The organism is Bradyrhizobium sp. AZCC 2289, assembly GCF_036924615.1.
In the GTDB taxonomy this organism is placed as follows: Bacteria; Pseudomonadota; Alphaproteobacteria; order Rhizobiales; family Xanthobacteraceae; genus Bradyrhizobium.
This window is the reverse complement of record NZ_JAZHRY010000001.1, coordinates 3,185,835-3,200,364: the sequence shown is the minus strand read 5'-3', so window position 1 is coordinate 3,200,364 and position 14,530 is coordinate 3,185,835. Positions and strand designations below refer to the sequence as shown.

At 56.4% G+C, this 14,530-nt stretch carries 9 protein-coding genes and 1 pseudogene; 7 read left to right on the top strand and 3 right to left on the bottom strand.

Features of this window, described 5'->3' with window-relative positions:
* Positions 1–34: 34 nt before the first annotated feature.
* On the bottom strand, positions 35–1,183 hold the full coding sequence (locus V1289_RS15415) for a cyclase family protein (protein WP_334397717.1): 1,149 nt from the start codon (positions 1,181–1,183) through the stop codon (positions 35–37).
* Between the two features lie 258 nt (positions 1,184–1,441).
* Here V1289_RS15415 and V1289_RS15410 point away from each other — a divergent pair, with 258 nt between their 5' ends.
* The 5 genes and pseudogenes from V1289_RS15410 (at position 1,442) to V1289_RS15380 (ending at position 7,195) form a co-directional block, all read left to right on the top strand.
* Positions 1,442–2,581, top strand: a complete 1,140-nt coding sequence (locus V1289_RS15410; protein WP_334397716.1) for an ABC transporter substrate-binding protein — start codon at positions 1,442–1,444, stop codon at positions 2,579–2,581.
* Between the two features lie 39 nt (positions 2,582–2,620).
* Positions 2,621–3,805: a thiolase C-terminal domain-containing protein gene (locus V1289_RS15405; protein ID WP_334397715.1), complete on the top strand. Its 1,185-nt coding sequence runs from the start codon at positions 2,621–2,623 to the stop codon at positions 3,803–3,805.
* A 169-nt stretch (positions 3,806–3,974) separates the two neighbouring features.
* Positions 3,975–5,597: a class I adenylate-forming enzyme family protein gene (locus V1289_RS15400; protein WP_334397714.1), complete on the top strand. Its 1,623-nt coding sequence runs from the start codon at positions 3,975–3,977 to the stop codon at positions 5,595–5,597.
* 106 nt (positions 5,598–5,703) lie between these two features.
* Positions 5,704–6,387 (top strand): annotated as a pseudogene (locus tag V1289_RS49720) (SDR family NAD(P)-dependent oxidoreductase).
* 46 nt (positions 6,388–6,433) lie between these two features.
* Positions 6,434–7,195 carry a GntR family transcriptional regulator gene (locus V1289_RS15380; RefSeq protein WP_334397711.1) on the top strand — a complete coding sequence of 254 codons (762 nt, stop codon included), beginning with the start codon at positions 6,434–6,436 and terminating at the stop codon, positions 7,193–7,195.
* 575 nt (positions 7,196–7,770) lie between these two features.
* Here the strand turns inward: V1289_RS15380 and bioD are convergent.
* Positions 7,771–8,403 (bottom strand): dethiobiotin synthase, encoded by a 633-nt coding sequence (gene bioD, locus V1289_RS15375; RefSeq protein WP_334397710.1) that lies wholly within the window; start codon positions 8,401–8,403, stop codon positions 7,771–7,773.
* A gap of 791 nt (positions 8,404–9,194) precedes the next feature.
* On the opposite strand from bioD, the gene V1289_RS15370 reads away from it, so the two are divergent.
* A complete protein-coding gene (locus V1289_RS15370; RefSeq protein ID WP_334397709.1) occupies positions 9,195–10,772 on the top strand; it encodes a porin in 1,578 nt (525 codons plus the stop codon).
* A gap of 915 nt (positions 10,773–11,687) precedes the next feature.
* On the opposite strand, the gene V1289_RS15365 is transcribed toward V1289_RS15370, so the two are convergent.
* Complete coding sequence (locus tag V1289_RS15365) at positions 11,688–11,948, bottom strand: helix-turn-helix domain-containing protein (RefSeq protein WP_334397708.1); 261 nt, start codon at positions 11,946–11,948, stop codon at positions 11,688–11,690.
* A 1,714-nt stretch (positions 11,949–13,662) separates the two neighbouring features.
* On the opposite strand from V1289_RS15365, the gene V1289_RS15360 reads away from it, so the two are divergent.
* A complete protein-coding gene (locus V1289_RS15360; RefSeq protein WP_334397707.1) occupies positions 13,663–14,415 on the top strand; it encodes a hypothetical protein in 753 nt (250 codons plus the stop codon).
* Positions 14,416–14,530: the final 115 nt, after the last annotated feature.

Sequence of the window (14,530 nt, the reverse complement as noted above, 5' to 3'; positions counted from 1 at the left end):
GGGCGTGATGGCGCACGCCTGTATTTGGAGGGGCTCAGAAAATTGCAATCGGATTGACGGGAGACCCGGTGGTGTTTTTCAAGGGCAGGGCGGAGATGATGAATTGGAATTCCCAACGGTTCTCCTCGGAACAGACTGCAGCGAGTTCCTCAAGCGAAGCGTTGTCTACGAGCCACAAGCCCATGGCCACCATCCCGACTGCGTGAACCGGCGATGCCACTGCAAAGCCGGAGGGCCTGACGTCCTGTGCGACATCCGAACAGAGGACGGCTATCTCACGCTCGTGTAACCAAGGCAGACAGCTTGCATGAAGCCCGGGCGAACCGTGTTTCTCTGGCAACGCCACTCCCTTCTTCGCGCTTCTTGCGTCACGGCCATTCCGAATGACAAGGATGTCGCCGGAGCCCACTGTCAGCTGCTCGGCTTTTTCGCAGGCGTTCAGATGCTCAGGCGTAACGGCCTCTCCTGGCTCAAGCCATTCCTTCTTTTGAAGTCGCGGGATGTCGAGCAAGACTCCTCTGGAGACGATGCCGCCGCTAGCCCATTCTACGCTGCCGTCTTTTCCACCTTTTGACGTCGTGATGTTTGTTGAAGGCCGTCCGTTGTACATCATGCCGTTCCAGAAGATGTGAGACAGGCTGTCCAGGTGGGTGTATGAATGGCCGTGAAATTCCATCCCGATCCAATCGGACGCGAAGCCCATTCCTTTCTTCGGCGCGCCTTCGCCGCTTGCGGTCATAAAGTGTGTGAGCGGGCGTGGATTCTCTGGCGCCCAACGGGGCGAGATCGTTCGAGAGCATGAGACAGCGCGTCCACGTTGCACCAAGCGCGCGGCGCGAACTTGGTTCTCTGGCGTGATGAAATTCAATGTGCCGCGTTGATCTTCCTTGCCCCAGCGGCCCCAGTTGCTTAGCTTTTCAAAGTAACCGATCAGATCGGCATCATTGATAGAAGTCGATGTGAGGCCGTTCATTTCTGATTCTCCTGGACAAAGAATTTGCGGTAACGGCCCGGCTATGAGCTGGGCCGAACTGCCGAAGCACACCCAGCCGATCTCTGTGACACTCACAACGTCTGCTTCGCTGAGTCGCCGAACAATGCTCTTTATTTGATCGACAGCGGCCGAGATCCGCGAACGCTGCTTAAACGGATTGAACTCATTCCCATCGTCTGCACTCGCCATAGGTGATGTTCTCAGGTCCGCCCGGGGGCATTGACGGCGGATATCAGATATCGTATCCAAAATAAAGTCTCCACTTCTTCCTCAGTCGAACGGTGGGCTATGCAGAGCCGTGTGGGTGGACGAGAGCGAGTGGCGGCACGAGCGCATCCAGCGTCTGTCCTACGTGGGAAATGCCATTCGAGGTGAGATGGCGCCTGCAAAAAGCGGGCGATTTGAAAAGAAGAATTGGGTGCGCGCTCACGCGCTCAGGGAGGCAAGATGAACATCGAGCTTTTTGCAGCGCTGGTACTGTCCACGTTGTCGATCGCAGGATCCGCCTTCGCAGCCGAAACGATCAAGATCGGCGTTATCGCCGAACGCTCAGGCGACTATCAAGCCGTTGGTATTCCAAATTACAACGGCAGCCGCCTTGCCATTAAAAAGATCAATGACGCCGTCGGAGTCACTGTGAATGGAAAGAAGTACGAGCTCGAACTTGTCGTTGCTGACAGTCGCACCGATGAGCGACAGGCCTCGTTAGCGACCGTTGACCTCGTCACCGACAAGCACGTGAAATTCATGTTTGGTGCAATCGGCCGCCTGGCGCCGATCGTTTTGCAGTTGACCGAGCCGAATAAGGTCATCTACTTCACCTCGAGTTCATCTGCTGCTCCACAAATCGACAAGTCGAAATTCCTGATCTTGACTCTCCCGTCCGCGCAGGTGCGCGCGACGTTGACGGCCAGGGGTCTCGCGACCTTGTTCCCCCAGGCGAAGCGAGTGGCGATGCTACTGCCGCAGGAGGTAACAACTGCTGAAATGCAAGAGTTGATAAAGAAGGCCTTTGAAGGCCAAAATCTGCAGATCGTTGCGAGCGAGACGTTCCCGCAAGGCGCGTCCGATCTGTCAGCTCCTCTCACGCGGATTCGCTCAGCCAAACCGGATATTCTATTTATTGGTTGGGGCCCTGATCAGCTCGCGCCCATCGTTCGCACCAACAAAGAAGTTGATGCGGCGCCTGCGTTTTTCAGCTATGCGACGCCCTGCACGTCGGTACAAAAGGTCGGTCTCGATCGTCCGTACGGGGCAAACACCGTTGTCGGCGCAAATCTCGACAGCCCAGCGACTCCCGCTGCTGCGGAGCTTGCGAAGGAGTATCGTGAATTCATCGGAGAAGCGTCGCCGAGCAACATATATGCGGTCATGGTCAACTACGATTTCTATTTCCTTCTCGCCAAGGCGATCGAGAAGGCCGGTTCAATCGACGACACCGATGCCATCCTAAAGGCTATGCACGAGATTTCTTATGATGGTGTTGAATTGAAGTTGGATGCGGCCAACCGTTCAGAATACGGGTTGGATTTCTGTCAGGTCGAAGGTGCGGACGACCAGGTGAAGACATTCGACTTGAATCCGTGATGCTGAAAAGCCGTAGTGTTGAGAATGATCGGGGCGCACTTGAATAGCATCAAAGATCAAGCTGCGATCGTCGGCATTGGCAGGACTGAATTCTCGTCGCGCTCCGGGCGCAGCGAGCTGCGTCTGGCTCTTGAGGCAATCACCGAAGCGCTTGACGATGCCGGGCTCGAGCCCGATCAGGTGGACGGGCTCGTGCGTTATGGAATCGCGCAAACCGGCGCGTCAGAGGCTCTGGTGGCGCACAATCTCGGGCTGCCCCTGGTCCGGTTCTGGGCGTGCGTGGATTTGGGCGGAGCGGCCAGCTGCGCACTTCTCGGTCAGGCGTCGCTGGCCGTCGCCAGCGGACGGGCAAACTATGTCGTTATCTATCGAACGCTGAATGGCCGATCGGGGATCCGTCCCGGGTCAGGCGATACGGCTAAGCTGTATCGAAATCAGGACCCTGGCTACGACAACTTCCTGGTGCCGCACGGCTTCACCGCGCCTTCTCAGGTCTTTGCGATGATGGCTCGGCGCCGGATGCATGAATACGGAATGACCAACGAGCAACTTGGAAAGGTTGCGGTGACGGCAAGGGCGTATGCGAACCGTAATCCGAGGGCTCAACTTTACAACAAGACCCTGACCCTTGAGGATTACTTTGCGTCGCCGGTCATTTCATCTCCTCTGCGCAAGTTTGACATGTGCTTGCAGACCGATGGTGCGGTCGCCCTGGTTGTGACGACGCCCGAGCGAGCGGCCGATCTGAAGGGGAAGCCCGTCTATGTGAAGGCCGCCGCCCAGGCAGCCATGCCCGAGATTCAAGGCCCGCTCCATTCCTTTATCGGTCGGAAGGACATTCTGGAGAGTTCGGGCCGGTTGGCGGCCGCCGAGGTGTATCGCGAAGCAGGTGTCGGACCGAAGGATATCGACGTCGCGCAGCTCTATGACTGCTTCACGCCTACCTTGATGCAGCAACTTGAAGATTACGGATTTTGCGGGAAGGGCGAGGCGGGTGGCTTTGTCGATGATGGGCACATTTCTCCCAACGGATCCATCCCCGTTAACACCGCAGGAGGCAATCTAGCCGAAGGCTACATCCACGGCGTGAACCACCTCCTTGAGGGAGTGCGCCAGCTGAGAGGCACATCCACCAGCCAGGTCGCGAACGCTGAAACCTGTCTTGTGACGGCCGGATTGCCATATCCGACAAGTGCAGCCATTCTGGGGAGCGTGCGGGGATGAGTGGTGTTACTGCAGGAGCCGCCGAACGACCGCTTCCGGTGCCCAATGAATGGGACCGGGGTTTCTGGGACGCGGCAAAGAAGCAGGAGCTCGTTGTTCAGTGCTGCGGACGTTGCAAAAAGGTTCGGGCAAACGGCAAGCCGTTCAGCCCTAACGTAGGGATCGTTATATGACACACGAGGCTAAGCCAGTGGTCGGCTGGGACATGGTGGGACAGCGAACGATGCCGCGAGCACTCGCGTACAATCGAGAAGTAATTCCCTCAAAGTCGTTCATCGAATATCGCGGACTAAAGATTACTTACGGCCAATTCGGCCGTGCGGTGTGCCAGATCGCCAACGGTCTGCGTGCTCTTGGAATACGTCGTGGCGAGCACGTCATGATCTCCTTGCCAAACTGTCCAGAGTACCTTGCAGCCGCATTCGCAATCCAGCGAATGGGGGCCGTCTATGTCACCTGTAGCACGCTCGCTGCGGAAGATGAGATCAGATACCAGGTTTCAAACGGTGACGTCGCAGCAATCATTGTCGCAAGGGAGACCGAGGCGCTCGTCCGAGCAATAGCGGCCGAACAAGCAAGCGTCCGCTCGATCATTACCGTCGACTGTGGAGCGATGGACACTGGCAGCGCAATGCTCAACCGCATGCTCGTCGAGAATTCGGACAGGTTCGACGAGCCATTCCCGAGCGTCGATGAACTTGCAATGATCATGTACACGTCGGGAACGACCGGTCGGCCGAAAGGTGTGCTGTGGAGCCATGGAAACCTGTTCGTCGCGGGGCTTAACTTTGCAAACGCCCTTAATTACACGGCGGATGATCGCGTGCTGCACTACTTTCCCCTGTATCACGCGAACGGAGGCGTTGCGCTTATAAATCCGGTCATCCTGAAAGGAGCGACCATCGTTATGCGTGATAAATTCTCCGCCAGCAAGCTATCAGCGACACTGGTCGAGCACGACATCACGTTCACCGCGTTTAACGCCACTCACGTCAAGATGGTCCTCAACAATCCGCGTGTTCCCCAAGATCGCCAACACCGGGTTCGACGCGTTCAGTTTGCGCTGCCGCTTGACAACGACCGTCGGCGCGAATTCTCGGATCAATTCGGGGGCATCCGCCTGGTCGAAGTGTATGGCCTTACCGAGTCCTTGGGGATGGCTACCTGTTCGCCCGTGGGTTCACTTTGGAAAGCTGGCAGCGCCGGACCGCCGATCCCGGGAGTGCGTCTCAAGATCAAGCGCGACGATGGTACCGACGGCGGTGTCGGGGACAGCGGGGAGATCCTGCTACAATCGTTCTCCCGCTATGGCCTAAGCGGCGGCTATTACAAGGACCCGCATCTGACCGAGGAGCTGTTCGCCGGAGGTTGGTTGAATAGCGGCGATACCGGTCATGTCGATGAAGACGGGTACTTATGGTATCTCGATCGCAAGAAGGACATGATCAAACGCTCGGGCTTCAACGTCGCCGCGGCCGAGGTGGAGCGTGCGGTTGCAACCTATAGCGGCGTCAAGGAGGTCGCTGTTGTTGGTATCCCGGACGAATTTCGTGAAGAGCGAATAGTTGCCTTTATCGTGAGCAATGGAACAGGGCGGCTAGACCCCACGTCAGTTATAGATCATTGCACGCGCCTCCTCGCTCCGTTCAAAGTCCCAGAGCACGTGGCATTTCTGGAGGCGTTGCCGGAAAATATCCTGGGTAAAGTCGACAAGAAACACCTACGAGTGAGGGGCATGGAATTGTTTCCCAGCTCGCAAGGTGTTGTCGGTGGAGCGCAAGGGGCGAACTAATCGCTGACAGAGATCGGTCCTGTCTGAACAAGTGGATCGGACTTGAGTGTCGTCCTTGTTTAACCTGGCCGATAAGGTTACGGTCATTGCCGGGCACGCCGAGCGGATGCCCGAGGACGTCCCCATGGTGGTGGTGTTGTCGCGCAAGCTCCCAGCCTGCGAAGAGGTGACCAAGATCATCAACGACAGGCATGGCCCGAACACCGCCATTTCAATCGCCTGCAAAATCTCCGGCAAGGGAATAGTCGACGAACCGTCGACAGAACCGCCCGGAATTCGTCAAGGTTGACAGCATTGGTCTGCGATGCTGCGTCGAGGCCGCATTAGGCCCGCTTGCCGGCATCGGCGACGACCAGTTCAGCAAGATCCTCGAGAACAACATCGTCGCCAATAACTGGCGGAATTCCTACGCGTCCGCAGATGATCGAGCGCGAGGACGGCGCAATCGTCATCATCTCCTCGGTCGGCGGCTAAAAAAGGCTCGACCGCGATCAGCGCCTGTTGTATCTCGAAGGTGGGGAGTTGCAGCTGGCGCGCAATCTCGTAGTCAAATACGGCAATCACTATTTTCGTGTGAATTGCAATCGCCCCAAGTCTAATTAAGACTGACAAGGCCAAGGTGCTATGGGACGATCCAGAAACGCTCCGAAATACCGAATCGCGTTCGCGTATGCGTCGGGTCGGCCAACCGGATGAGATCGCGGGTGCGGCAATATTGTTGATTTCGAAGACAGGGGCGTTCGTAAATGGGCAGAGCATAGTTATCGATGGCGGCGTCACGATCAACTAACCCCAGACGGGAGAAATCATCCTCAGATGCGCAGGAGCGAGGTGGCTTGGCCATAAGGTCGCCCCGGCTGCCAGAAACGTTGGAAGTTAGCCCAGAAGCCTCCGCGTCGGAAAAGTCAATTAGTTCACGCATCGACGAGATGCAAGTTCAGGAGATCGGAGCACAGAAACGGCCGGTCACCTTGGTCGAATTTGTGACAGCACAACTGCGTGACGCGATCACAACGGGACGGTTGGCGCCGGGACAGCGTTTGTGGCAGGACAATCTTGCACAAGATCTGCAGGTAAGCCGCGCGCCCGTTCGGGAAGCGTTGCGCCAACTGGCCTCGGAAGGGCTTGTGACTTTGCATTCTCGCCGGAGTGCGATTGTCGCTAGTTTGTCGCCCGATGAATTGGAAGAGCTGAGTTCAATGATCATCCACCTCGAGGCTCTGGCTGCGAAGCGCGCCATTAGCCGTCTTACGACGGAACAGCTCGATGAAATGGCCGAGCTTGTGAAAAAAATGTGGCAGCGGCGGAGCAGTCCCGCCGAATGGTTCGCTCTTAATTCTAGCTTTCACCGAATTCTTATCCAGGCAGCTAATTGGCCAACGCTGCTCAATACAGTGGATGTGTGTCGGCGGAATATTTTTCGCTATGTTACGATTGAGAAGGCCTTTCGTGCTGAGGTCGCACTGTGGATCAAGCGAAACGAAAGGCTCCTTGGGGCATGCCGTGCGCGCAACATCGAATCTGCGCTAAAGATCATTCGGGAAGCAGAGGAGCACAGCCGAGCGATTCTGCAGGCAGAAATAGACAAACGACGCTGATTGATCTGCAGACGTCATCCCAGCGGAAGCGGCCTCGTCAGCAATGAATAGGACGTCAGAGATCTCGTAGATCATCTCAATTTCTCAGCACCCATGCTGCCGGGTATATCAGCATCTCTCCCGCCCCAACATTGAAGGTTCCACAATAAAGCTGGCCGACATTTCGTTTCGACACGCAGACTCGAGCGCATCGAAAGCCGCCTGCGCTCGCTCTCGACCTCTCGCAGCAAACGAGATTTGCGGTGAAGTGGGCCTGTACGGCGCGTTGAACACGTCCCAGGCGCCGGTCGACATCGCTTCGACCGCATCGGCGTGCTAGGAATGTTGCATTACGGCAACGCGTATTCGCTGGCTGACGAGACTGTCGGAGAAGACATGATCGAGATCAGTGGAAGAAAGTTTCAACGTGAGGATGGCAATGGCCGTGGGTTACGGCCACCAGGATGAAACTGCATCAATGACACGACGACCATCCACGGTATGAGTATGGAGATAGGCACCGTCCCCGAGCACAATCCTTGGCGTCTCGTCTTGAAGCGCGTGGCGCGCGAACGATGACAACCCCTTCTTTGCCATCATAGCTTGAAATCATCGCTCCGGAATGAGGCTTTGAACGCTGCCTGGAGCGCTTCCGCCGTGAGAGGAGAAAGCCAGGGTAATCGCCCTAACCAACGCACCCGTCCGATCTCGCAAATTGCACTCTCATTCTCAGCATTTCTTTCGCCAACGAACGCGACCCCAAGAATGGTGATCTGACGCTTTCGCAAAGCCTCTATCGACAGCAGAGCGTGATTGATTGTTCCGAATGCCGTCCTGGCGCAAAGCACGACTGGAAGCCGCCATCGCTCGAATATGTCAGCATAAAGTGTGCCGCCAGTCACCGGCACCATCAGTCCGCCCGTGCCCTCGATCACTAGCGGGCGCTCGCCGGTATCCGGCACATGGAGAGAATCCGCATCGATGCGAACGCCGTCAATTTCGGCGGAATGATGGGGTGAGACGGGCGTTCGAAGTCGGTAACGCTCCGGCAGGATGCGATCGGCTGAGAGACCGCCCAACCGTGCGACGAGCTCGGTATCGCTCTCAGCTTTGAGACCGGCCTGGATCGGTTTCCAATAGTTCGCGCCTAGGACATTGGCGAGCCCTGCGGAAAAGACTGTTTGTCCGATCCCGGAATCTGTGCCGGTCACAACGATCCGGTGTCTCATCGGGAATCGCCCCACTTCTCTTACCAACCCATCAAGCGTCTCGCATACATCATCTTCCCCCGACGCTAAAGCGTCAGGGAAATTCGCAAACAGCTCGTTCCCGCCGGCGCCGCTGGCGGCCGTATCCTAACGAATATCAAAGCCGGGAGCCTTCAGCGCTGACGCGAGTCGCATCGCACGCGCATTGTCGGCGACAACATAAGGAACGATTTGCGGATTCGAAGGACTCGGGGGGCGGCACACGGAGATCTCCTGATGGGTGAATGCGATCAAATTGCCCAGACATGCTGCCGCTCGGGCTCCCGCAGGATCACGAGGGCCTCACGTACGGCGACGGCCATCAACGGTCAACGAAAAGGCCTCCGATGGGCATATCGGAGGCCCTTCTTGGAGGTTAACGATAGTCGGGATATTCTCCTTTGCCTTCCTTCGATTGAACTTGTGACGTCGAGGTACGGACCATTTCGCTCCTCGCGTATTAACGTTGACAGATTGCGTTCGTTGTCGGTGCGCGAAGTTTGTACGGAACGAACCAACGTGCGCGAGCGCTCGGCAAGCGTGATGCAATGGTATCAAAACCGTACAGTTCGTACTCGATCTCGCTAAGAGCGTACTATCAGTACACAAAGTTATAAATTAGAGCACATCTCGTCGTAAGCGCAACTAATTGTACGTTACGTACGAAGTTCACGAGCCTTTTGCCAACCTAATCTGGCACCGTAATGACGCAAAGAGCGGATCGTGCGCACACGACGCTCAACGTTTGCGATGAGACAACCGGAGGGGCTTATATGAAGTTGGTTAAGAGCATTATGCTGGGCTCAACAGCGGCCTTTTTTGCTGTGAGCGGGACGCAAGCGGCCGATCTGCCCGTGAAGGCCAAAGCGGTTGAATACGTGAAGGTCTGCTCTCTGTACGGTGCCGGGTTTTGGTACATTCCCGGTACCGATACCTGTATGAAGATCGGTGGCTACTTCCGTGTCGATACGACCTTCAACGGCGGCGCCGTCTACAATCTGCCGGCCTGGTCGGGCGACGCCGGGCAAGGCGACCGCTTTAACGACTTAATAAAATCCCGCTCTCGTATGCTGTTGAGTGTTGATACTCGCACGGCCACCGAGTACGGCGTGGTCCGCGGCTTTGCCGAAGCTAAGTTCCAGTTCAACAATTTCGGCAACACTAATCCGACGTCGCTTGGCGCGGCGCCGGCTGCCATTGGCGGCTCAAATTCTAACCTGCTCAGTGGAGTTGGCGGCGGCTATGCCTTTCCTGGGTTTGCGTTCATCCAATTCGCAGGATTTACCTTTGGTAGGGCGTTGTCGGCGTATTCAACGCCTTGGGGAGGTTTTCCCGCTAACAACGGCGCACATTTGTTCGGTGGTCATGACAGCTGGGATGGCACGCCCAGCATCCAGTACCAGGCGAATTTCGGCAATGGAGTGTCAGCTTCAATCGGCCTCGATGAGCCGACTCAGAACAGCCGGGCTCCCTTGTACAACCTCGCTCTGGGCATTGGCGCGAATGGGCTCGGCGCCAATACGTACGAGGGCTTTGTGGTGCCTGACCTGGTTGGCAACGTGCGGATCGAGCAGGCTTGGGGCTTGTTCCAGGTTTCGGGCTCGTTGCACCACGTTGGCGGGAGCTACAACGTGCTGGGCGCCGGAGGTGCTCCCGTCTCCGGAGCGGATGCTCTGACCGATTCAGTGCTGTCGGGACATCCCGACTCAAAGATCGGCGGTGCGGTGATGGCCGCGTTCCAGATCAAGAACATCCCAACTGGTCCGGGCGACGACATCAAGTTCGACGCGAGTTGGGCAAAGGGTAACACAAGGCAGGTGATCTCTACCACAGGGCCGAGCCCCTCTTTCACGATGCTCGGAGGCGTGCCCGGTCAGTTCGGTCCTTCCTCAAGCTACGGGTTTGGCGCGACCACCGATGGCGTATTCCGTCCGACTGCCTTCGGTGGTGATGGCGTCATCCACTTGACGACGACCTACGGCCTTCGCGGTGGCTACAATCATAACTGGGATCCCTACTGGTCGAGTGGCTTGTACGGGGCCGCTGCTTGGGTGAAGTACGACACCACCGCTGCCGCTGACTTCTGTACAGCGTTCGGCGCCACCCATCGCGGGCTCGGCACGACTTATAGCTGCGACCCGAATTTCAGCGCTGCAATGGTCGGCCTGATCACCCGCTGGACTCCGGTCAAGAACCTGACGTTCTCGGGCGAAATCCAGTGGTTCCACCTGAATCAGAACTTCAGTGGCTTTTCGACCTTCTCGCCGGGTGCTCCGCAGCCGGTTCAGGCATGGACCTTTCGCAACCAGGATACACTATCATTCGAAGCTCGCGTTCAGCGTAACTTCTGAGGTCACGAAGTTCAGGAAAATAGCAAAGGGGAGAGCCCCCGACTGCTGAACCTGGAGAGAGCCGTCGGCGATGCCCGACGGCTCTCCTATGTTGTACTTGCATTCAGCGTTCCGTTGCCGGTTTAGCGGATTTGATACTCGATCCCCGACCGACGACTCGCGTTGCCTCCTACTCGGGTCTGCCTGTCTCGCTCTAGCGCCATTGTTGATTCTAAAGGTACGCGGTGGCGAAGAGACGACCGCAGCCGCCCTTATAGAAGTCGGTGTGCCGCCGCTGTAAAGGGGTGACCGTAGGTGGAAGAATGGTGAAACCAGCGAGGTCGCTCGTTCACCGCCTCGCCTACTTCCAACCTTCATTTAAGTGAAGGAGAAGCATCTAAGCATCGGGGAGACGCCATGGTCATTGAGCGCAATCTTCCTCCAGCAGCATCGCTAGTGGAGATTCGCGAAGCATAAATGAACTTGCCAGCCGGGTCGACCGGCAAGCTGGAATGCTACCTGTAGCATGGGGTAAGTGAATCCTTGCCCGAGCTGGGCGAGTGTCGGAAATGCGTGCAGCGGGTCATACATCGGAGCCGGCCATGAGAGGCATTAACCGCCGAGATGTGATATTGGACCGCATCATTCAACGCTTTAATCGCATCGAGCTCACGGGCGACAATCTGCGCTGGCGTCGGAAGATTCGGCTAGGGCAACCCCATCAGGCCAACCTTCCTTCAACAAATGAACGTTGCCACAAATAATGTGGCGATCATCTGTGTCGTCGACGGATCACGGCTCGTCCCCCTCAGCGCAACGGATTTTAACATATCACCCCAGCTGATTACTGGATTTTTTCGAAAGCCCAAGTGATGAACCAGAGAAACAACTCGTCTCAAAATGAATTGAAGAACGGAGCAGACGTGGGCGACTTTCCTAACTCACCGGCTCGTTTCCTGAGATTCCAGACTCAGACGAGCCATAAGTACTCGCAATCAGCTTGTAACAACTGCATGCCCTTTCCTCAAGGCACCTGCGTTCATCTATCTGCAAGAGGCCGCGCGTTTCGCGAATCAACCCGTGCTCCTCGAATCGGATTAGCGATTCCGTTACGCCAGGGCGGCGCAATCCCAAGGCGGACGAGAGGTGGTCATGGGTAACTGGAGGGACATGAGCGCCGAAAGCATCGCTCGCCAAACAAAGCCAGGACGCGAGTCGTTTTTCGCGGCTATGCCGAACGCCGCACAATCCCGTCTGAGCGCAATGCAAGCTCCGCGCTTGAACCTACCGAGAAAGATGTTCTCGGATCTCGGGGCGCTCGTTCATCACTTGACGCAACGCGCGCTTCCGGAAAGATCACAGCAGACTGATGAGTCGAAAGATGTCCACCCAACAAAAGCGAAGCGCCCAATGCTCGACGTCGAGCACAATCCCCGATAGTGCACGCGTTCTAGCGCATTCAACCGCTTTTGCCTTTACGAGAAGGTGGTCTGCCTGAGCTCCGCTTGCCGTGATGAGACCCGCTGAGCCAAGCAGAAGATCCCCAATGTGGCGTCTTATTCCGATGGCAGAGATGACCCGGGAGTACGCAGAGTTGTCTCCCTTCACCCCGCAACGGGCGGCAGCCTGGCATGTAATAACAAGCGACGTCGCGCAGGTTAGTCATGCGCCCTCCGATACAACCGGATCGTGAGCGGGCCATGGAGAATGTACAGATTGTTGTCTTGACCTGCAGAAGGCGCCTTTTTACAAGATTGGGCGCATCCCCCTTGGAAATACGAGCCGTGTTGTGACGGCAAAAATGCTTCAATCGCAGGAGGGCTGTCGCCAATGGCGGTTGTGGTCGTACTCGAAGCAGAGCGCGTGATTGCAGTTTGAATCGTTTCTGACGCCGAGCCATGCTCCGTTGCGAAGGGCCCACACCCGGTGTATCTGGCTGCTCGGCACAGTCCAAATCTGTTTGATGCAACATGATTGCAACGCGCCGCGCGTAAGCCAATGGTTTCCGAGCAGGAAAACGGCTTCTAAATCGCAGGTCGACGATCCAATGATCTGAGCCTCCTTCAAAAACGCTGTTAGTAATCGAGAGCTCGGTGCTTACCGAAGTGTCGTCACGTCGCAAAGATCACGCCCGAAGCTGGCGTGCAGTCAGCTCATCGAATGATAAGCTTTTCATACAAAACTTATCAGTTCGCCGAGGGTGCTCTCAGCAAGAGACAGCGCCGCATACAAGTGGCGAAGGTGCGCCGCAGAAAGGAATGGGCTTCGCGTCTGATTGGATCGGGATGGAATTTCACGGCTATTCATACACCCACCTGGACAGCCTGTCTCACATCTTCTGGAACGGCATGATGTACAATGGACGGCCTTCAACAAAGAAAGAATGGCTTGAGCCAGGAGAGGCTGTTACGCCCGAGCATCTGAAGGCCTGCGTCCTGTAAGTGAAGTGCATGCTTGATCTCACCTCCCGGAAACGCATCCTTCAGCGCCACGAATGTCGGTCACGTCGCGGCGACTTGCCGGATCTATTAAGCCTAATCGGTGCGGGCTCAAGTGTCGTCCACGAAGTGCTTGGTGATGCCGAATGAGTCCGTCAGGACGCCGGATGCCATTCCCCGGAAGGCGTGTGCCCTTTGCCAAAGCCACGATCCTGCGAGGATGGTTGCGCCCGACCTCCGAGGACCTTGCTGGCCTTTGGTTGCCATAGGCTAAGCCTTGGTAGGTCTCCAGTTCGATCGTTTATGATTGACGCAAGGGGGCGTTTGAGCTGACTTAGTAGTTGACGGATCTGGCGACGTCTTGTGGGCGTATGCCTAAAGAACGACCGTTCATGGAAGCAGCAGACCAAGGACGGGTCGCCAGTAGATGGTAAGAGAACTGACCAAACGGTAGATGATTGGGAGAGGTCAAAGTGCAGGTCATATCGCTTGCAGAAGCGCGGCAATCACGCCAGGCGATTACGCTTCCCAATGGAACCCGTGCTTGGTTGAGTTTCTATCTCGGTAAGCATTCCTTCCGCGCCGGCAGCGCTCATGAAGCATCCGAGCTCCATCCAACGGCATATTTAGTAGAGCAAGATGCCAACACCGAGATTCCGCCACACTATCACCAGCCTGATCAGTTTCAGTTATTTACTGATGGCGATGGAATGGTCGGCCGGTGGACGCTTAATCCGATTATGGTGCAGTTCGCGGGTCATAACACCCCCTACGGACCGATTAAGTCCGGAAGTAGGGGGCTGGAGTACATGACGTTAAGAAACGGTTGGGATCCGGGTGCCAAGTGGATGCCACAAGCTCGTGAAGAGCTAAAGAACGCGGTGCCAAATAGGCGGCGATCGCATATCACTAATCCCATCGTTCCGTTGAATGCTGCTCAGTTGGAAAAAATCCAAACAGATTGTGTATCTCTTCTACACGAAGAGGATGGACTGCAGATAAAGGTCTATCATCTGGCTCAAGGTCAAACCATACTCGGGCCCGATCCCGCGACCGGAAAAGGTCAGTTCTGGTTTGTTGTCGGCGGATCCGGTTCTGCGGGAGAGAGCAGCATTCAGGATCGTTCGTGTATCTTTGTCGAGCCGCATGCGGCGGCAGCGCAGCTGACGGCTTCCTTTACTGCGCTTCAAGCGATTATGATGCAATTTCCCCGAGACCCGCCGTAATCGCCACTATCCAGCGCCATGTGTAAGCGGGGTGGGGCTTAGCATGAACGAGGCTAGCAACATTGCCGAACAATGCAGTTCGAGCGACGATCGACAGCACCGGCGACGTCGGTAT

What these genes read in the sequence shown, in the direction of transcription:
- V1289_RS15415 (WP_334397717.1), bottom strand. Translation starts at nt 1,183, where the DNA reads ATGGCGAGTGCAGACGATGGGAATGAGTTCAATCCGTTTAAGCAGCGT.
- V1289_RS15410 (WP_334397716.1), top strand. Translation starts at nt 1,442, where the DNA reads ATGAACATCGAGCTTTTTGCAGCGCTGGTACTGTCCACGTTGTCGATC.
- V1289_RS15400 (WP_334397714.1), top strand. Translation starts at nt 3,975, where the DNA reads ATGACACACGAGGCTAAGCCAGTGGTCGGCTGGGACATGGTGGGACAG.
- bioD (WP_334397710.1), bottom strand. Translation starts at nt 8,403, where the DNA reads ATGAGACACCGGATCGTTGTGACCGGCACAGATTCCGGGATCGGACAA.
- V1289_RS15370 (WP_334397709.1), top strand. Translation starts at nt 9,195, where the DNA reads ATGAAGTTGGTTAAGAGCATTATGCTGGGCTCAACAGCGGCCTTTTTT.